We start from the raw sequence: 19,107 nt of genomic DNA on the forward strand, positions 1-19,107 counted from the left end.
TCTTCAACGCCGTAAACCTCGTCCCGTCTATGTAATCGCCATTTTTCGGGGTAGGTGGCATGTCAATTGCTATATCGGTTCTTGCGGTCTGACCAGTCAGACCAAAAAAGGGAAAACCGATGAGCATGCCCAATATTGCCGCGCAAACATTGCAACGCCAGATCCTGTCCGGGACGTACAAGACCGGACAGATGCTGCCCGGTCAGCGCGATCTCGCCGAGTCGCTGGGCATCAGCCGTGCCTCGTTGCGCGAAGCTTTGTCGATGCTGGAAGCATTGGGTTTCATCCGCTCCATGCCGGGCAAGGGCACGCTGGTGACCTCCGGCCGCAGCAATCCCGCCGCCAAGGCGAAGGCGACGTCGGCAGCGCCTTCTTCGGCAGAGCTGCAATCCACTTTTCAGCTGCGCTATATCTTCGAGCCTGATGCCGCCGCATTGGCCGCACGCGTCATCAACGTGCACACCACGCCCCGTCTGTGGGGTGTCCAGGCGCGCTTTGAAGATGCGCTCAAGACCGTCGATCTGGTCAGTGCATCGCAGGCTGATCTGGCCTTTCATCAGTTGATCGCAGAATTGTCCGGCAACTCCGGCCTGCTGCAAATTTCCCGTGATTTCGAAACCCGCATCAGCCACAGCCTGCGCTTGCCGTTCGCCGATCATTCGCGCATCTGGGAACCGGCAGAAGAACATCGCGCCATTGCCGCGGCAATTTCCGCAGGCGACGCCGATGGTGCCCGGGCGGCGATGCAGGTGCACTTGCTGCATACAGCGGCGCGTGCAGGCATTTCCTTTTTACAGCCATGACCGTTTTGTTTCACCTCTGACTCACTTTTTATTCAGCTTTGCTTCAACTTAGATTCAACCTAGATACCACCCTGATTCACCGTAAAAAACCAAGTCCTCCATCACGTCGTTATCGTAAAGGAAGCATCAACATGAAACTGACCAAACCAAGCGCACTCACCCTGGCCTGTACATTGGCCTTTGGCTTGCTCTTCAGCGCCGGTGCGCACGCAGAAAAAGTCTTGCGCATCGCCATGACCGCGGGCGATATTCCGCGCACGCTGGGCCAGCCCGATCAAGGTTTTGAAGGCAATCGCTTCACCGGTATTCCGATGTACGACAGTCTGACGCAGTGGGATCTGTCCAAGGCCGACAAGCCCAGCGAAGTGATTCCCGATCTGGCAGTGTCGTGGGCGGTTGACGCCAAGGACAAGACCAAGTGGGTCTTCAAACTGCGCCCCGGCGTCAAGTTCCATGACGGCTCAGCTTTCAACGCCGATGCGGTGGTGTGGAACGTCAACAAGGTGCTCGACAAGGATGCGCCCAACTTCGACCCAAGCCAGGTCGGTGTGACCGCGTCGCGCATGCCGACGCTGCGTTCGGCCAAAAAGATCGACGACCTCACCGTCGAGCTGACCACGTCCGAGCCGGATTCTTTCCTGCCGATCAACCTGACCAACCTGTTCATGGCGTCGCCATTGCAATGGGCCAAGAAGCTGGCCGCCGTGCCGGGTTCGGTGAGCGACAAGGCCGAGCGCGCCAAGCAAGCCTGGGCTGCTTTCGCTGCCGATGCTTCCGGCACCGGCCCGTTCAAGATGACCAAGTTCGTGCCGCGCGAGCGTCTTGAACTGGCGAAGAATCCGGAATACTGGGATGCCAAACGCCGTCCGCAAATCGACAAGGTTGTGATGCTGCCGCTGCCGGAAGCCAACTCGCGCACCGCCGCGCTGCTGTCCGGTCAGGTCGACTGGATCGAAGCACCGGCGCCGGATGCGCTGGACACCATCAAGGCACGCGGCTTTAAGATCTATTCCAACCCGCAACCGCACGTGTGGCCGTGGCAGTTGTCTTTCGTGCCAGGTTCGCCTTGGCTGGACAAGCGTGTCCGCTATGCCGCCAACCTGTGCGTGAATCGTCCGGCGATGAAGCAACTGCTGGGTGGTCTGATGGGCGAGGCCACCGGCACGGTTGAGCCAGGTCATCCATGGCGCGGCAACCCGAGTTTCCATATCAAGTACGACCCGGACGGCGCACGCAAGCTGATGGCGGAAGCCGGTTATTCCGCTGCCAAGCCGCTCAAGGTGAAGGTGCAGATTTCGGCGTCCGGTTCCGGCCAGATGCAGCCGTTGCCAATGAACGAGTTCATGCAGCAAAACCTGAAAGCCTGCTTCTTCGATGTGCAGTTCGACGTCATCGAGTGGAACACGCTGTACACCAACTGGCGCATCGGCGCCAAGGATCCGAGCGCACACGGTGCGGATGCGGTGAACATCAGTTTCGCATCGATGGATCCGTTCTTTGCGATGGTGCGCTTCGTCAGCTCCAAGGCAGCGCCGCCGGTGTCGAACAACTGGGGTTTCTACAGCAACCCGGAAGTCGACGCCATCATCGCCAAGGCACGCACCACGTTTGACGCCAAACAGCGCGATGCCTTGCTGGCCCAGTTGCACGCCAAGATCGTCGATGAAGCGCCATTCGTCTGGGTGGCGCATGACACTGGTCCGCGCGCCCTCTCGGCGAAGGTCAAGGGTGTTGTGCAGCCGCAAAGCTGGTTCATCGATATCGCCACGATGTCGATGGATTGAGTGCAGGTTTGAACTGACGTTGTAAACATTGCTGCCGGCATTGCGAGGGTAATGCCGGTGGCAAGAATGACTTACTGAAGACTCCCCATGATTTCCTATCTGATCCGCCGTGTACTGTATGCCTTGCCCATCATGCTGGGCGTGGCGTTCCTGTGCTTCATGCTGGTTCATATCGCACCGGGCGATCCGCTGGTGTCGATTCTGCCACCGGATGCTTCCGTCGATTTGCAGAAGCAGCTGATGGAACTCTATGGTTTCAATCGCAGTTATCCCGAACAATTTTTCAGCTGGGTCTGGCGTGCCGTGCACGGCGACCTCGGCAGTTCCATCGCCACCGGAAGACCGGTCGCGCAAGAAGTCTTCAAGGCCGTCGGCAATACCTTCATGCTCGCCGCACTGGCGACACTGATCGGTTTCTTCTTCGGCTCGCTGTTTGGTTTTGTCGCCGGGTATTTCCGCAATTCCTGGGTCGACAAGATCGCTTCGTTCATCTCCGTGATCGGCGTGAGCGTGCCGCATTACTGGCTCGGCATGGTGCTGGTCATCATCTTTTCGTCGCAACTGATGTGGCTGCCCGCTACCGGTGCGGGGCCGGACGGTTCCGGCGCGTGGATCTGGGATTTTGAACACGTCAAGTATCTGATCATGCCGGCGGTGACGATGTCCTTCATCCCCATGGGCATCATTGCGCGCACGGTACGCGCACTGGTGGCCGACATCTTGTCGCAGGAATTCGTGATCGGCCTGAAAGCCCGTGGTCTCGGCGAGTTCGGCGTGTTTCGTCATGTGGTTAAAAACTGCGCACCGACCGCGATGGCTGTCATGGGCTTGCAGCTCGGCTATCTGTTGGGGGGGTCGATTTTGATCGAGACCGTATTCTCCTGGCCCGGCACCGGCTTCCTGCTGAATCAGGCGATTTTCCAGCGTGACCTGCCGCTGCTGCAAGGCACGATTCTGGTGCTGGCGCTGTTCTTCGTGTCGCTGAACCTGCTGGTCGACATCCTGCAAACCGTGTTCGATCCTCGCATAGAAAGGGCCTGATCATGACACTGCAATCCATGCCGGCGACTGCTGCTGTTTCTTCTCTTCCTGCCGTAGCGCCCTACAAGCGCTCACGCGGCCACTGGGCCAATGTCACCGCGCGCATCGTACGCAATCCACTGGCGATGATCGCTGCCGTGATCCTGCTGGCGCTGATCGGCATCGCCGTGTTCGCACCGTGGATCATGCCGGCCGATCCCTTCGCTACCTCGATGTTCACCCGTCTCAAACCGATCGGCACGCCGGATCATTTCTTCGGCACGGATGAGCTGGGCCGGGATTTGCTGTCGCGCCTGATGCTGGGCGGCCGGCTGTCGCTGTTCATGGGCATCACGCCTGTGCTGATGGCCTTCGTCATCGGCAGCGGCATCGGCATCCTCGCCGGCTATGCAGGCGGCTTCATCAACACCGCGATCATGCGCACCATCGACGTGCTGTATGCCTTCCCTTCGGTGCTGCTGGCGATTGCTCTGTCGGGCGCACTCGGCGCGGGTATCGTCAATGCGCTGACGTCGCTGACCATCGTCTTCATTCCGCAGATTGCGCGTATTGCCGAGAGCGTCACCACGCAGGTGCGCCGCAGCGACTACGTAGATGCAGCGCGGGCCTCAGGGGCGAGCGCTTTCACCATCGTGCGTGCGCATGTGCTGGGCAACGTGCTCGGGCCGATCTTCGTGTATTCGACCAGCCTGATTTCGGTGTCGATGATTCTGGCGTCGGGTTTGTCCTTCCTCGGCCTCGGCGTCAAGCCGCCTGAACCGGAGTGGGGTCTGATGCTCAACACGCTGCGCACGGCGATCTACACGCAACCCTGGGTGGCGGCATTGCCGGGTGCCTTTATTTTTATCACATCGATTTCGTTCAACATGTTGTCCGACGGTTTGCGTTCGGCGATGGAGGTCAAGCAATGACAGACGAACGCGATATCGGCGGACCGCGCCAGCCTCTGCTGCAGGTACGCAATCTGCTCAAACATTTTCCGCTGAAGGGCAAGGGACTGCCTTTTGCTTCACCACGCAGCGCAGTACGCGCAGTGGATGGCGTCAACTTCGACATCCTCAAGGGGGAGACGCTCGGCGTGGTCGGTGAGTCCGGCTGCGGCAAGTCGACCACGGCACGTGTGTTGATGCAACTGATCAACCAGGACAGCGGCGAGCTGGTGTTCGACGGCGAAACGGTCGGCTCGCGCGCCTTGCCGCTGCGCCAGTTCCGCCGTCAGACGCAGATGGTGTTTCAGGATAGTTACTCCTCGCTCAATCCGCGCATGACCATCGAAGACTCGATCGCCTTCGCACCGACCGTGCACGGCGTACCATCGCGCGCAGCGATTACCCGCGCCCGCGATCTGCTGGCGCGCGTCGGCTTGCAGCCTGAGCGTTTCGCCGGCCGCTATCCGCATGAGCTTTCCGGCGGTCAGCGTCAGCGCGTCAATATCGCACGCGCTTTGGCGCTGGAACCGCGCCTGGTGATTCTTGACGAAGCCGTATCGGCGCTCGACAAATCGGTCGAGGCGCAGGTGCTCAATCTGCTGCTCGACCTCAAGCAAGAGTTTGGCTTGACGTATCTCTTCATCAGCCACGATCTCAACGTCGTGCGCTTTATCTCCGACCGCGTGCTGGTGATGTATCTGGGTCAGGTGGTGGAGATCGGGTCGTCCGATCAGGTATTCGATCAGCCCAAGCATCCCTACACGCGCGCATTGCTGAAATCGATGCCCAGCATGGATCCGCTGCAACGCACGATGGAAGCGCCGCTGGCAGGCGATCCGCCGAACCCCATCAATCCGCCGAGCGGTTGCCGCTTCCACACGCGCTGCGCCTATGCCCAGCCGGTGTGCAGCCAGCGTGCGCCGGTATTCGCCAGCGATGACACAGGCCATGGTGTTTCCTGTCTGCGTTATGAAGCTGATACCGCATCCCTGTTTTCCGCTGCCGGCGAGGTGAACTATGCATGACATGATTTCCCTGCGCGACCTGAACGTACAGTTCTTCGCGCCGAAGAAACTGATCCGCGCCGTCAATGGCGTCAATCTCACCGTCGGCCAGGGTGAAGTCGTGGCTCTGATCGGCGAATCCGGCTCGGGCAAGAGCGTCACACTGCGTTCGATCATGCGCCTGCATTCAGAACGGTCGACGCGCATCAGCGGCGGTCTGGAAGTCGACGGCAAAGATGTGCTGAAGATGTCGCAGCGCGAACTGGCGGCCTTGCGCGGCGACACGGTAGCGATGATTTTTCAGGAGCCCTTGCTGGCGCTCGATCCGGTTTATACCGTCGGCGCACAAATCATCGAGGCGATTCGCCGCCACAAAAAAGTATCGAAGGCCGAAGCCCACAAACAGGCGCTGAGCCTGTTCGAAAAAGTCCGCATTCCCAGTCCTGAGCGCCGTCTCGACGCCTATCCGCATGAGATGTCCGGCGGCATGCGCCAACGCGCAATGATTGCGCTGGCCTTGTCGTGCTCGCCCAAGGTATTGCTGGCCGATGAACCGACCACGGCGCTCGACGCGACGGTGCAGATCCAGATCCTCTTGTTGCTGCGCGATCTGCAAAAGGAGCTCGGCCTGTCTATCGTCTTCGTCACGCACGATATCGGCGCCGCAGCGGAAGTGGCCGATCGCATCGCCGTCATGTATGCAGGCAAGATCATCGAACAAGGTCCGGCGGCAGAATTGCTGACACGGCCGCGCCATCCCTACACCTTGTCGCTGCTCAAGAGTCGCAGCCATGGCGCAATGCAAAAAGGCCAGCGTCTGGAAACCATCGGCGGTGCGCCGCCGGACCTGAGCAATCTGCCTGCGGGTTGTGCCTTTGCCGAGCGTTGCAAATACGCCGTCGCTGAATGCAGCAACGTACAGCCACGCGAAGAGACGCTGTCGCCCGGCCATGTCGTGAGCTGCCTGCGCGTGCATCAGATCCAAAATGCTGCAGTCAGTACTGCGACGAGTTGAACCTGTCGTCAGCAATCAGATCCATTCATCATCCTTCTACGTCCGAAAGAATTATTCATGTCCGCCGACGCACAAGCCGCACGTTGTTTCGTTCCTTATCCAGCACCTGCTTCGACAGCGATCTCGGCAGGCCCACTGTCCGGTATCCGTTTTGCGGTAAAAGACATTTTTGATGTTGCCGGCTTTCCGACCGGCTGCGGTAATCCGCACATGCTGGCGATGTCAGGCGTCAAGACGGCATCGGCGCCGTCTGTAGTGGCATTGGCGCAGGCGGGTGCAAAATTCGTCGGCAAGACCTACACGGACGAGCTGGCATTTTCGATGAACGGAAAGAATGCCCATTTCGGCACGCCGCGCAACGGCGGCGCGCCTGACCGGATTCCCGGCGGCTCCAGTTCGGGGTCTGCCTCCGCGGTGTCCAACGGGCTGGCGGACGTTGCACTCGGTACCGATACCGGCGGTTCCGTACGTGCTCCCGCCAGCCACTGCGGGCTGATCGGCCTGCGGCCGACGCATGCGCGCGTGAGCCTCAAGGGCTGTATGGACCTGGCCCCCTCATTCGATACCTGCGGCTGGTTCGCGCGCGACATCGATACCTTCTCGCGCGTGGGTGAAGTCCTGCTGCGTGAAGATACCTGTCTGCTGCCTGACGGTGCGCCGTCGATGCCGCAGGTGCTGGTCGCGGCCGACGTACTGGCCTTGCTGGAGCCACGCGTGCAAGCGGTGTTCATGCAGACGCTGGAACGCCTGGCCGGTGTGATCGGCACGCCGCTGCCGGTCAAGACGGCGACGCCGTCGTTCGACGCCTTGTACTGGTCGTTCCGTTACATCCAGGGTTACGAAGCCTGGCAAAGCCATGGTGAAACCATCGTCCGTCATGACCTGCAACTCGGCCCCGGTGTCGCCGAGCGCTTTGCCTGGTCGAGCCAGATCACGCCGCAACAGATGGAAGAGCACAGCAACGTGCGCGACCGCTTCCGCGAAGATTTCCTGCGTCTGCTCGGCAGCGATCGCGTGATCATTTTGCCGAGCATGCCCGACATCGCGCCGCTGCTGAGCGAATCGGAACAAGTGCTGGAGAACTATCGAAACCAGGCCGTACGCATGCTGTGTCTGGCCGGATTGTCCGGTTGCCCGCAAATTTCGCTGCCGCTGATGACGCTCGACGGCGCGCCGTTCGGCTTCTCCATCATCGGCCCGCAGGGCAGCGATCAGGCCCTGATCCGCCTGTCGAGAAAGCTCATCGATGAACTTGCCTGATTCAAGCTCAGCAACCGCAAGCAAAGTCATCGTTGCGCAGGTGCTGACACCGGCGGCGTTCGCGCCGTTCGGTGATGTCATTGCTCCGGCCAAGGCACAGCCCTCGGCAAAGTCTGACAGCACGCCAATCAATGAAGGCACCGCCCAACGTTTTGACGACCTGACGCAACTTGACGTGAGCGAGCAGGGCGGCGAGGCCTGTGTGGCGATCTTTCGTACGCAGGACGGCACGCATGTAGCGCCTTATGCCCTGACCATGTTCGAGCGTCATTTGCTCGGTAGCCAGAGTTTTGTGCCGATGGCGCAGGGACGTGTGCTGGTGGTGGTGACGCAGGGCGGGGATACGCCGGATGAAGACGCGATTCAGGCCTTCGTTGTTGAACCTGGCCAGGGCGTCACACTCAGGCGTGGTGTCTGGCATCACCCGATGATCACCATCGGCGGTGCGGACGTGTTCGTGATCGAGCGCCGTGCAGCGCAAGTGGACTGCGAGATCATGCGCATCAAGGGGTGCTTTGTCGTGACGCTTTGATGAGTTATGTGTGAGTACACCGGCCCTGTCAGCCGGAAAAGAGGAATCCTGAGATAATGGCGTTGCTGCCGCGAAACTTTCCAGAGTTTTCGCGGCGCTTTCATTTTTGTCATTCCACTTTTCCCATTTTTAGGTCGCCATGTTTTACGCGATAAGCTGTTTCCTCCTGTGGGGGCTGTTCCCGCTTTATTTCAAATTGCTGCAGGATGTCGGCTCCTTCGACATCGTGCTTCAGCGCATTTTCTGGTCGTTGCTGTTTCTCATCGTTGTGCTGACCTGGAAACGCCAGTGGGCATGGCTCGGCGAAGTCGCGCGCAAGCCGCGTGTGCTGCTCGGATTTTTGGTCAGCGCTTTGCTGTTGTCGGGCAACTGGGTGCTATACGTGTGGGCGGTTAACGCCGACCGCATCGTCGACGCCAGCCTCGGCTACTTCATGAGTCCGCTGGTCAGCGTGCTGCTGGGCTATGTCATCCTCAAGGAAAAGTTGCGCCCTTTGCAATGGCTGGCGGTGTTCATGGCGCTGGGTGCAGTGTTGTGGCTGACCTGGACGAACGGCGCCTTGCCGTGGATCGGGTTGACCATCGCCGCCACCTTCGGCATCTATGGCCTGCTGCGCAAGATCGCGCATCTCGGTGCGCTGGAGGGCCTAGCGCTGGAAACCATCCTGCTCTCGCCGCTGGTGCTGGCGATTCTCGCGGTGTCGGCGCTGCACGGCAGCAACGGCTTCTTGCAGGCATCGCTGTCGTCGCAGATCCTGCTGGCGCTGTCGGGGCCGGTGACGGCGATCCCTTTGCTGCTGTTCGCCCGTGCGGCGCGCCGGATTCCTTTGTCGCTGCTGGGTTTGCTGCAATACATCTCGCCTACGATGCAGTTGCTGACTGGGGTTTTCATCTACGACGAGCCGTTTGCCGGATCGCGCGCGAGTGGATTCATGGTGATTTGGGCCGCGCTGGCTGTATACTCTCTGGAAGGACTGTGGCGGCTGTGGTCAGCCAAGGCCCGTCCGGCCGGCGTTTAGTTGGTCAAGCTGCCCGGAAAGCGCCGCCGCATCACAAGTATTTTTGCAAGTATTCTCCTATCTTATTACCTGGCATCCAAACATGGCTCAATACGTATTCACTATGAACCGCGTCGGCAAGATCGTGCCGCCGAAGCGTCAGATCCTGAAAGACATTTCCTTGTCCTTCTTCCCCGGCGCCAAGATCGGCGTGCTCGGCCTGAACGGCTCCGGCAAATCGACGCTGCTGAAAATCATGGCCGGCATCGACAAGGAAATCGAAGGCGAAGCAACGCCCGCGCCGAACCTGAACATCGGCTATCTGCCGCAGGAACCGCAGCTCGATCCGGAAAAAAATGTGCGCCAGGAAGTCGAAAGCGCATTGGGCGAAGTGTTCGAAGCGCAAGCCAAGCTCGACGCCGTCTACGCCGCCTACGCTGAAGAAGACGCTGATTTCGATGCACTCGCCACCGAGCAGGCGCGTCTGGAAGCGATCATCTCCGCCTCCGACGGCAACAGCCTGAACCAGCAGCTGGAAATGGCCGCCGACGCGCTGCGCCTGCCGCCATGGGACGCCAAGATCGGCGTGCTGTCCGGTGGTGAAAAACGTCGCGTCGCGCTGTGCAAACTGTTGTTGTCCAAGCCTGACATGTTGCTGCTCGACGAACCGACCAACCACTTGGACGCCGAATCGGTGGACTGGCTGGAACAGTTTCTGCTGCGCTTCCCGGGCACCGTCGTGGCGATCACCCATGATCGCTACTTCCTCGACAACGCGGCGGAATGGATTCTGGAACTCGACCGCGGCCACGGTATTCCATGGAAGGGTAATTACTCCTCTTGGCTGGAACAAAAGGAAGCCCGCCTGAAGCAGGAAGAAGCGACCGAATCGGCGCGTCAGAAGACCATCGCCAAGGAACTGGAATGGGTGCGCCAGAACCCCAAGGGCCGTCAGGCCAAGAGCAAGGCGCGTCTGTCACGCTTCAATGAGTTGAGTGAACACGAATACCAGAAGCGCAATGAGACTTCGGAAATTTTCATTCCCGTGGCCGAGCGTCTGGGTAACGAAGTCATCGAGTTCAAGGGCGTGAGCAAGGGTTACGGCGACCGTCTGCTGATCGACAATCTCAACTTCAAGATCCCTGCGGGCGCCATCGTCGGCATCATCGGCCCCAACGGCGCCGGTAAGTCGACCTTGTTCCGCATGCTGGCGGGACGCGAACAGCCGGACAGCGGCGAACTGGTGCTCGGCCCTACCGTGAAAATTTCGCTGGTCGATCAGTCGCGTGAAGATCTGGAAAACAAGAAGACCGTGTTTGAAGACGTCGCCGGTGGCGCCGACATTCTGACCGTTGGTCGTTTTGAAATGCCGTCGCGCGCTTATTTGGGGCGCTTCAACTTCAAGGGTGGTGACCAGCAAAAGATCGTCGGCAATCTGTCCGGCGGTGAGCGCGGCCGTTTGCATCTGGCCAAGACGCTGCTGCAAGGCGGCAATGTCCTGCTGCTGGATGAACCGTCCAACGATCTCGACGTGGAAACCCTGCGCGCGCTGGAAGATGCCTTGCTGGAATTTGCCGGCACCGTGCTGGTGATCAGCCATGATCGCTGGTTCCTTGACCGTATCGCCACGCACATCATCTCCTTCGAAGGAGATTCGCAAGTCTCCTTCTTCGACGGCAACTACCAGGAGTATGAAGCCGACAAGAAGAAGCGCCTCGGTGAAGAAGGCGCCAAGCCCAAGCGTATCCGTTACAAGCCGGTTACGCGCTAAGCTGCACAACCGGCTGCAGCAAGCAGCCACCAGCAACCACCAGCAACACTGAAGATCACAACGCCCCGTTTTCGGGGCGTTGTTGCTTTTCGGAATTGATTTTGTATCAGCGTGTAATGGTGCTCTGATTTCGTATTTTTTTGATCGTGGACAAGATGCTCGTGAGGTATAAGAGATGTCATTTTGATCACGAAAAAATCATGCGGAGGCGAGATGCATCTTTTAAGCCGCTTTTACAGGGCAGGGATACTGGCTGTATTGTTTTCCGTTTCCGTGCAGGCGAGTGCGGACGATTTTCAGACCGTACTGATCGGCTTTTCCGGTTCGTTAAGCGGCATCTCGGAAAACTTTGGTAAAAGCATGGCGAACGCCGCAGAGCTGGCCATCGCAGAAGCCAATCGCAATCCTTACAAGATCGACGGCAAGCGGATTTTTTTCCGACTTGTACGCATGGACGACCGGGGGGATCCGGTGCGTGCGCAACATGTTGCCAATGCATTGGTACAGTCCGGTGTGATCGGTGTCATCGGCGGAGCGAACAGTGCAACCAGTATCGCCGGTGCAAAGATTTATGCGACAGCCGGTATTCCGCAGATATCGCCAGCGGCGACGGCGCGCCGGTTTACAGAGCTGGGTTATCGCACGACCTTTCGCACGGTTGGTTCTGATGATGAGGCGGTGCCGTATCTGGCCGATTTCGTCGTCAGGGATCTGCATGCCGGCCGCATCGCCGTCATAGATACCGGTACGCTCTTCAGCATTGGCGTGACGACGCGTTTTGCCGATATCGCCAAGGACAACGGCGCCAGTATCGTTATCCGGGAGAGCATCAGTCCGGTGAGCTCAGACTTCGATGCGCTGCTGCGGCGTATCAAGGCGCAGGACGTGGATACGATTTATTTTGGCGGCTATTCTGCGCAGACCAGCATGTTTGCGCAGGGCATGCAGCGCCTGGAAGTGAAGGCCCGGCTGGTGACCGCCATGATCGGGATTGTCGGCGCCTCCTTTTTTATTTCTACCGGCGTTGCCGCGAATGGCTCTCTTTCCCTGGAGAGCGGCGTTCCCTTCAACAAGATGGCGGGCTGGAAGAAATTCCAGGCGGAATATACGCAGCGTTTCGATTTCAACATTTACGGCATGACACCGTTTTCCTACGATGCCGCTCAGGTGTTGATTGCGGCAATACGGCAGGCCAACTCCCTCGACGTCAGGAAGGTCGTGGACGTCTTGCACGAAATCAGCCATCGTGGTCTGAGCGGAACGATTTCTTTCGATGCCTCAGGCAATCTGCGCAATCCGTCATTCACGATCTATGAAGCGCAGAACCAACGATGGGTTGCGGTCAAGAGCCAGGTCGCGCGCTGACGAGATGTCGATTCCCTCGCCATGCCGGCAGCTTGTAAAGGCAGTGTAACGGCGCTCTTTACATTCAGGCGCAGCGGCAACTTGTAGGCTAGGATCTTCATCACATCGCATGTCGGGGGAAACGTGAAGCTGCATCGCTTATATCCGGGATTTTTCTTTCTGCGGCGATTGCCGTTGTTGCCATTGCTTGCTTTGGTGGCCTGCGCATCCGGCGGCACGATTCAGCAGCTCGACCGTGACACTTACATGGTCACCGGACAGTCGCGCCTGAACGGCAACAACGGTGCTGCTGCCAGTGCCGCGCTCAGTGCAGACGCGTATTGCAAGGACCGCGGCAAACGCATGCAGCTGACCAGTTCTGAGACGTCAGATGGGGTGTTCGGCGTGTGGCCGTCCAAGAGCGTGGTGATGTTCAAATGCGTTGGCTGAGACGAGGCAAGACAGCGGGTGCAACGCGATTTTCAAATCCACCGTAAGCCTTTCATAAGCCATCCCTCAGTCCTCCCTCAGCCGCCAACAGCGCCTGCCAGCAGGGATTTGCGGGCGCGGTTAAAATAGCGCTCCCGATGTATCCACAAGATGCATCGCCGGACCGGCGTGACCGCATCCTACCCGCTGCAGCCGCCGCCTCCTGTTTGTTTCCTGATGATCTCTTCCGTTCCGGATGACTGAATTCGTGGTTTGAAATCAGTATTGAGTTCCCTGCTGCGCGCGACCCGCGGAGATATCGAAAAACAAAAAAAATTCTCGCTCTTTCTTTTTCTCTTTTACTCTGCGCTTCTGTCCGAGCGTCTAAACGATTGTCCTATCATGCTTGCTCGTCTTACCCGCCTGTTTCCGTTGTGGGCGCTATTGCTGTCCGCCGCCGCATATTTTTCACCCTCCACCTTCACACCGATTGGCCCTCACGTCACGGGTTTGCTGACTCTGATCATGCTGACCATGGGCGTCACGCTGACGCTGGATGATTTCAAACGTATCGTCAAACGCCCGGCGCCGGTTGCCGCCGGCATCGTGCTGCATTACCTGGTCATGCCGCTGGCCGCCTGGGTTATCGCCAAGCTGTTGCGCATGCCGCCTGACCTGACCGCCGGCATGGTGCTGGTCGGCAGCGTTGCCAGCGGTACCGCGTCCAACGTCATGATCTATCTGTCGCGCGGCGATGTTGCCTTGTCGGTGACGATCTCGACCTTGTCGGCGCTGGTGAGCGTGTTTGCGACGCCGCTGCTGACCGAACTGTACGTCGATGCATCGATCCATTTCGATGCACATGCGATGCTGATGAGCATCGTGCAAATCGTCGTCGTGCCTATCGTCGTCGGCGTGGTGCTGAACCTGTTCGCGGGCAAGCTGATCCGTCGCATCGAGCCTTACTTGTCGCTGGTATCGATGGTCGCGATTCTGCTGATCATCGCTGCCGTGGTCGGCGGCAGCCAGGCCAGCATCGCCTCGGTCGGCCTGGTGGTGCTGATCGGCGTTATCCTGCACAACGCCTTGGGTCTGCTGGGCGGCTACTGGGGTGGTCGTTTGCTCGGTTTCGATGAAGCCATTTGCCGCACGCTGGCGATCGAAGTCGGCATGCAGAATTCCGGTCTTGCGGCAGCATTGGGCAAGCTGTATTTCACGCCGCTGGCGGCATTGCCGGGGGCGTTGTTCTCGGTCTGGCACAATCTGTCGGGTTCAATGCTGGCCGGTTACTGGCGTGGTCGTCCGCCGAAGGATCAGGCATAAGCCGGTCTTTGGCCGGAGCGAAAAAGCGGATTCCGGTCCGCTTTTTTTATGTCCGATGCACGATGCATCATGGGCATTTATCAGGCATCATGCGATGCATTGTTTGTGCCGAAAAAGGGAAAATAAAATCATGAAAAAACGACAATTTCTCGCCGCTGGTCTGCTCGGGATGAGCAGCGTCGCCATCGCGGCAAACAAGGAGAAGCAAGCCGCCTGTGCCAGCAGCAAGGATGCCGGCCCGGTGCTGCTGACCATCACCGGCGCCATTGGCGCAGGCAATCGCGGGGCACTTGATCCGGTGCTCGATCAGATGATGGCCAAGCAAAAGCTGCAATTCAACCGCGCCCATACGTTCGACTTCGCGTCGCTGAACGCCTTGCCGCAAACCACCATCAAGCCGACGCTGGAATACGACAGCAAGCAGCACGTGCTGAGCGGCCCCTTGTTAAGCGATGTGTTGAGCGCCGCCGGCGCGGCAGCGGCCGGCGACGTGCTGCTGCGTGCGGTCGACGGCTACGCGGTGCAGGTGTCGATGGCTGATATCCGCAAATACCGCTTCATCGTCGCCACGCATCTGGACGGCAAGGCGATTCCGCTGGGTGGCTTGGGGCCGTTGTGGGCAGTGTATGAGGCAGATGGTTTTCCGGAGATCATGGAAAAGCCGATCAGCGCGCGCTTCGCCTTGTGCCCCTGGGGCACCTATCACATCGAAGCTAAGATTTAAACCTGTTCGCCTCCCTGCTGCGAAGCCGCGATCCGCTGCCGTACGGTGCTCGGAATCCTCGTGTACTTGAGTGCACTCCGGTGTCCTGCGCTCCGGTCGGCAACGGCTGACGGCTTCTCGCTACGATAGGCAAACAGGTTTATCTTCTGTCTGGATCAGATATGCATCGCCGCCAGCGTGCCCAGGATGACGCTGGCGCCTGCTGCGGTGTAGGAAATACGTTTGAGCCAGTTCTTGCGTGTGAGCAGGGTGATGGCCGCCAGCGAGATGGCGATCTGGATCGCGGTCATGGCCTGCGCCCAGCGGTGATGCTGGTGCAGTTTGACTTCGGACAGTTCGTCCCATTCCTTGGCTTGTTCTTCCAGCTTTTCGGCAGCCTTGCGGATGTCTTCTTTTTCCGACTTGTAGCGTTCCGCCGCAGCCGTGTATTTCGCCGCATCCACGCCGGGGATGGTCGCTGCCAGTTCGGCCAGGTTCTGGCGGCTGGATTTGGCCTGGTAATAATTCCACTGGTTCGCCGCTTCGGTCTTCTTGATGGCGGCGTTGTTCTTGTTCATCGCGGCGGCGCTTTCCGTGGAGCCGGCCTGGTAGCTGAACAGCGCGCCGATGGTCGCCATGATCGCAGTCATGACGGCGATCTTGCCGGCAAAGTTGTCGCCGCTGCCATGCGCGTGTTCGGTAACGTGTTCGAGATGATGTTCGTGCGGACTTGGGACTTCGAATTCTTCAGCCATGCGAGTGCTCTTTATAGATTTATATTGTGGAGTTGGCCGGCGTTGCCGCCGGGAACCTGCGCAACCCTCCTTGCGCATGCCATTAATGCGCAAGGGATGGGCTTAGTTGACGCTGCCCTGGGCTTTATCTTCAGCTCGCAGCCCGCCGGGGTTTGTTACCATAGACGTTTTCCCGCAAAACCTTAGTCGAACCTGCCGAAAACCATTCCCATGAGCAAATTCTGGAGCCCCATCGTCAGCCGCCTGACGCCTTACATCCCTGGCGAACAGCCCAAGATCAGCAATCTGGTCAAACTCAACACCAATGAAAACCCTTACGGCCCCTCACCCAAGGCGGTTGCTGCAATGGCGCAGGAGGTCGGCGATAACCTGCGCCTGTACCCGAATCCCGACGCCGAACCGTTGAAGCTGGCGATCGCCAGCCGCCACGGCTTGTCACCTGCACAAGTGTTTGTGGGCAACGGTTCCGATGAGGTGCTGGCGCACGCTTTCCAGGCGCTGCTCAAGCATGGCGCGCCGATTTTGTTTCCAGACATCACCTATAGCTTCTACCCGACCTATGCCGGTTTGTATGAAGTGGCATATCGCACAGTGCCGCTGGCGGATGACTTCTCGATTCGCGTCGACGACTACCTCGGCCATGGCGACGCCATCGGCGGCATCATCTTCCCGAATCCGAACGCGCCGACCGGTTGCCTGCTCGCTCTCGACGCGATCGAACGCATGCTCTCAGGCAATCCGGATCGCGTGGTGATTGTCGATGAGGCGTATATCGATTTCGGCGGCGACAGCGCCATCGATCTGGTCGCGCGCTATCCGAATCTCCTGGTCGTGCAGACGCTGTCGAAGTCGCGCTCGCTGGCCGGCTTGCGCGTCGGCTTTGCGGTCGGCCATGCGGATTTGATCAGCGCGCTGGAACGGGTCAAGAACAGTTTCAATTCCTACCCGCTGGATCGCATCGCGATTGCCGGCGCAACCGCAGCGATGGAAGACGACGAGCACTTCGACACCACTCGCAAGGCGGTCATCGCCAGCCGCGGCAAGATGGTGGCGGATCTGACGGCGCTGGGTTTTGAAGTATTGCCGTCGGCGGCCAATTTCGTGTTCGCACGTCATCCGCAACATGATGCGGCGGGATTGGCAGCGTCCTTGCGCGGCGACGGCATCATCGTGCGACACTTCACCAGCGCACGCATCAATCAATTCCTGCGCATCACGGTCGGTACCGACGACGCATGCCAGACGCTGATCGCTTCATTGCGCAAGCATTTGGCCTGACGCACTTTCACGCCGATGCATTGATGCATCGGCGCTGCATGCCGAGCTGATTACAGTTCCAGATGCAGCGTCGTGCCACCCTCCGCCGGCAGCGCGCAGCAGATCAATGCTTCATCCGCTTCCACCGCGAAGCCGGGCGTTTTCGCATAAGTCACCTCGCCTTGCAGCACCCGCGTACGGCAAGTGCCACAACGGCCGTCGCGGCAGCTGGATTCCGGATTCAGGCCGCGCTGTTCAGCCAGCTCCAATAGCGAACCACTGTCCGACGTCCAGCGCGCTTCCTTGGCCGAGCGCATGAACACCACGGGCACGGCGGTTGTCGCCGCCGGTTTGAGCGGGATCTGCGAAGCCTGTTCATCGACCTTGCGTTGCAGGCCGGAAGGGCCGAATGCTTCCGCATGGATGCGCGCGTCGATGACATTCATGGCGCGTAAGGCGTCGTACATTTGCTGCATGAATCCGGCCGGGCCGCAGAGATAAAAATCGTAGTCGTCGAAGGGCAACGTCTTCTTCAGCAAGGCGATGTCGATGCGTCCCGCTATATCGCTATCTCCGGCATTTTCTTCCAGCTGACTCAGCACGCGCACGTGACGCGCACCACCTTTGCCGGCATTGACCAGCGCAGCGATCTCTTCACCGAAAGCCAGTTCTGCTTTGCTACGTGCCGACTGAAACAGCCACACCGGCCGCTGGTAGCGCTTGCGCATGCCCTCGTGTATGAGGTGCCGCAGCATCGACAGCATGGGCGTGACGCCGACACCGGCCGCCAGCAACACCGCAGGACGGCGCATGGCGGCATCGATGATGAAATTGCCGGCAGGTGCGCGCGCTTCGATGATGTCATCGACCTGGATCGCGCCATGCAGATGTTCCGAAAACAAGCCCTGACGTTTCACACTGATGCGCAGAAACGCATCCGAGGGGGCGCTCGACAACGTGTACTGACGGATCTGCATGTCCGCTCCCGGAACGTCCAGCCGAACCGACACATGTTGTCCCGCCGCGGTACCCGGCATGCCCGCGCCGTCGGCCGGCAGCAGGTAAAACGATCGGATCGCGGCGCTCTCGTCGACGATCTTGCTGACACGAAACGGCCGCCATTGCGTAGCCAGTTCGGCCGCCTTGAGACGGGAGGCAGCGTCTTCCCAGCTTCCGGTGATCAACGCATTGGGTGATGCGCCGGCGTCGACATCAATCCAGCGCAACGGCAGGGCGGCGGGCCGGCGCACGACGTGTTGCGGGGTAAAGCGCCACATGCGTTCTGCGCCCATGAAAGCCGCCACTTCAGGTGTATTGAGGATGACCTCCGCGCGTCCGCTCAACTGCAGCAAATCGCCGTTGCTAAAGTCCACAAAGACCAGACCCGCACGCGGATTCAGCAAGAAATTTCCCAGCGTATTGAAGAACAGGTTGCCGGAGAAATCCGGAATGGTCAGCACACCATCGTCGTCGATGCGCACGAATCCCGGCTTGCCGCCGCGATGAGAAGCGTCGACCTGCTTCTTGCCGTCGCGGACGACATAGGACGCGACGTAGAACGAATCCGCTGCACGGATCATGGCGGCAGCGTCAGCATCAAGCGCCGACAGGGTGCTCACCGGACCAGCCGGTGCGTCGGTGAATTCGTATTGGCGAAGCTGGATGTATTGCGGGCAATTGCCATAGGCCTGGGTGACATCGATGTGGAAACGATCTTCTGACTGCCGGCTTACCAGACCATTCATGCGATTGCGGCGGCGGGTATGCAATTCAATACCCAGCATGCCGATGCCGTCGCCGTCTTCCATACCCGCATCGGCGGGATCGAGCGGTTCGCGCGCCAGTTCGAGCGTGAGTTTTTCCGCGACGTCGGCATGCATGAAGCCGGGCCGTCCCGCGCGCAAGGTCGCCCACACTTCGCCTTCGGTATCGACTGCGCCCAGTATGACAAAGGGCAGCTGGGCGTAAAACTCGCGGTGCTGATCGGGCATCCAGTCCCGGGCCATCTGGTTGCGGCCTGGGCCGGCCATGCGTTCGACGGCACCGACACTGCGCTGCAAAGTCAGCTCACCTTCGTGCCAGGGAGATCCGGAAGGTGCGACTGAAGTTGGCAGCGTCGCGATATGTGCGGGTGTCGGCTGTGTCGAAGTCATGATGGCG

General features: G+C 59.5%; 17 protein-coding genes. 15 read left to right on the plus strand and 2 right to left on the minus strand.

The genetic code is table 11. The features are described from left to right. The first annotated feature begins 119 nt into the window (after positions 1-119). From hmeg3_RS00425 to hmeg3_RS00490, 14 genes are all read left to right on the plus strand, one after another. On the plus strand, positions 120-803 hold the full coding sequence (locus hmeg3_RS00425) for a FadR/GntR family transcriptional regulator (RefSeq protein ID WP_094561966.1): 684 nt from the start codon (positions 120-122) through the stop codon (positions 801-803). Positions 804-934: 131 nt separating this feature from the next. Next, complete coding sequence (locus hmeg3_RS00430; RefSeq protein ID WP_094561967.1) at positions 935-2,587, plus strand: ABC transporter substrate-binding protein; 1,653 nt, start codon at positions 935-937, stop codon at positions 2,585-2,587. 87 nt (positions 2,588-2,674) lie between these two features. Further along, positions 2,675-3,628 (plus strand): ABC transporter permease, encoded by a 954-nt coding sequence (locus hmeg3_RS00435; protein ID WP_094561968.1) that lies wholly within the window; start codon positions 2,675-2,677, stop codon positions 3,626-3,628. 17 nt (positions 3,629-3,645) lie between these two features. Continuing rightward, positions 3,646-4,539 (plus strand): ABC transporter permease, encoded by an 894-nt coding sequence (locus hmeg3_RS00440; protein ID WP_094566061.1) that lies wholly within the window; start codon positions 3,646-3,648, stop codon positions 4,537-4,539. Continuing rightward, positions 4,536-5,582 carry an ABC transporter ATP-binding protein gene (locus hmeg3_RS00445; RefSeq protein ID WP_094561969.1) on the plus strand — a complete coding sequence of 349 codons (1,047 nt, stop codon included), beginning with the start codon at positions 4,536-4,538 and terminating at the stop codon, positions 5,580-5,582. The genes hmeg3_RS00440 and hmeg3_RS00445 overlap by 4 nt, the downstream gene beginning before the upstream one ends. After that, complete coding sequence (locus tag hmeg3_RS00450; protein WP_094561970.1) at positions 5,575-6,576, plus strand: ABC transporter ATP-binding protein; 1,002 nt, start codon at positions 5,575-5,577, stop codon at positions 6,574-6,576. The genes hmeg3_RS00445 and hmeg3_RS00450 overlap by 8 nt, the downstream gene beginning before the upstream one ends. Positions 6,577-6,633: 57 nt before the next feature. Next, a complete protein-coding gene (locus tag hmeg3_RS00455; RefSeq protein ID WP_094561971.1) occupies positions 6,634-7,836 on the plus strand; it encodes an amidase in 1,203 nt (400 codons plus the stop codon). Next, positions 7,823-8,368, plus strand: a complete 546-nt coding sequence (locus tag hmeg3_RS00460; RefSeq protein ID WP_094561972.1) for an ureidoglycolate lyase — start codon at positions 7,823-7,825, stop codon at positions 8,366-8,368. The genes hmeg3_RS00455 and hmeg3_RS00460 overlap by 14 nt, the downstream gene beginning before the upstream one ends. A 139-nt stretch (positions 8,369-8,507) precedes the next feature. Further along, entirely contained in the window at positions 8,508-9,386 is an 879-nt protein-coding gene (gene rarD, locus hmeg3_RS00465; RefSeq protein ID WP_094561973.1) for an EamA family transporter RarD, read from the plus strand. An 82-nt stretch (positions 9,387-9,468) separates the two neighbouring features. Then, entirely contained in the window at positions 9,469-11,136 is a 1,668-nt protein-coding gene (ettA, locus tag hmeg3_RS00470; protein ID WP_094561974.1) for an energy-dependent translational throttle protein EttA, read from the plus strand. Between the two features lie 258 nt (positions 11,137-11,394). Then, complete coding sequence (locus hmeg3_RS00475) at positions 11,395-12,501, plus strand: branched-chain amino acid ABC transporter substrate-binding protein (RefSeq protein ID WP_232511804.1); 1,107 nt, start codon at positions 11,395-11,397, stop codon at positions 12,499-12,501. Between the two features lie 123 nt (positions 12,502-12,624). After that, positions 12,625-12,930, plus strand: a complete 306-nt coding sequence (locus tag hmeg3_RS00480) for a hypothetical protein (RefSeq protein WP_094561976.1) — start codon at positions 12,625-12,627, stop codon at positions 12,928-12,930. 381 nt (positions 12,931-13,311) lie between these two features. After that, the gene (locus hmeg3_RS00485) at positions 13,312-14,232 is read left to right on the plus strand and encodes a bile acid:sodium symporter family protein (RefSeq protein ID WP_094566062.1); all 921 of its coding nucleotides are present in this window, start codon (positions 13,312-13,314) and stop codon (positions 14,230-14,232) included. 130 nt (positions 14,233-14,362) lie between these two features. Continuing rightward, the gene (locus tag hmeg3_RS00490; protein ID WP_094561977.1) at positions 14,363-14,956 is read left to right on the plus strand and encodes a molybdopterin-dependent oxidoreductase; all 594 of its coding nucleotides are present in this window, start codon (positions 14,363-14,365) and stop codon (positions 14,954-14,956) included. A gap of 155 nt (positions 14,957-15,111) precedes the next feature. Here hmeg3_RS00490 and hmeg3_RS00495 read toward each other — a convergent pair whose 3' ends face one another. Next, positions 15,112-15,690 carry a DUF4337 domain-containing protein gene (locus hmeg3_RS00495; protein WP_094561978.1) on the minus strand — a complete coding sequence of 193 codons (579 nt, stop codon included), beginning with the start codon at positions 15,688-15,690 and terminating at the stop codon, positions 15,112-15,114. A gap of 210 nt (positions 15,691-15,900) precedes the next feature. Between hmeg3_RS00495 and hisC the strand changes: the two genes are divergently transcribed. Next, positions 15,901-16,968, plus strand: a complete 1,068-nt coding sequence (gene hisC, locus hmeg3_RS00500) for a histidinol-phosphate transaminase (RefSeq protein WP_094561979.1) — start codon at positions 15,901-15,903, stop codon at positions 16,966-16,968. 50 nt (positions 16,969-17,018) lie between these two features. Here hisC and hmeg3_RS00505 read toward each other — a convergent pair whose 3' ends face one another. Then, positions 17,019-19,100 carry a pyridoxamine 5'-phosphate oxidase family protein gene (locus hmeg3_RS00505; RefSeq protein WP_094561980.1) on the minus strand — a complete coding sequence of 694 codons (2,082 nt, stop codon included), beginning with the start codon at positions 19,098-19,100 and terminating at the stop codon, positions 17,019-17,021. Between the last annotated feature and the right edge of the window lie 7 nt (positions 19,101-19,107).

It is taken from the genome of Herbaspirillum sp. meg3, assembly GCF_002257565.1.
GTDB lineage: Bacteria > Pseudomonadota > Gammaproteobacteria > Burkholderiales > Burkholderiaceae_D > Herbaspirillum.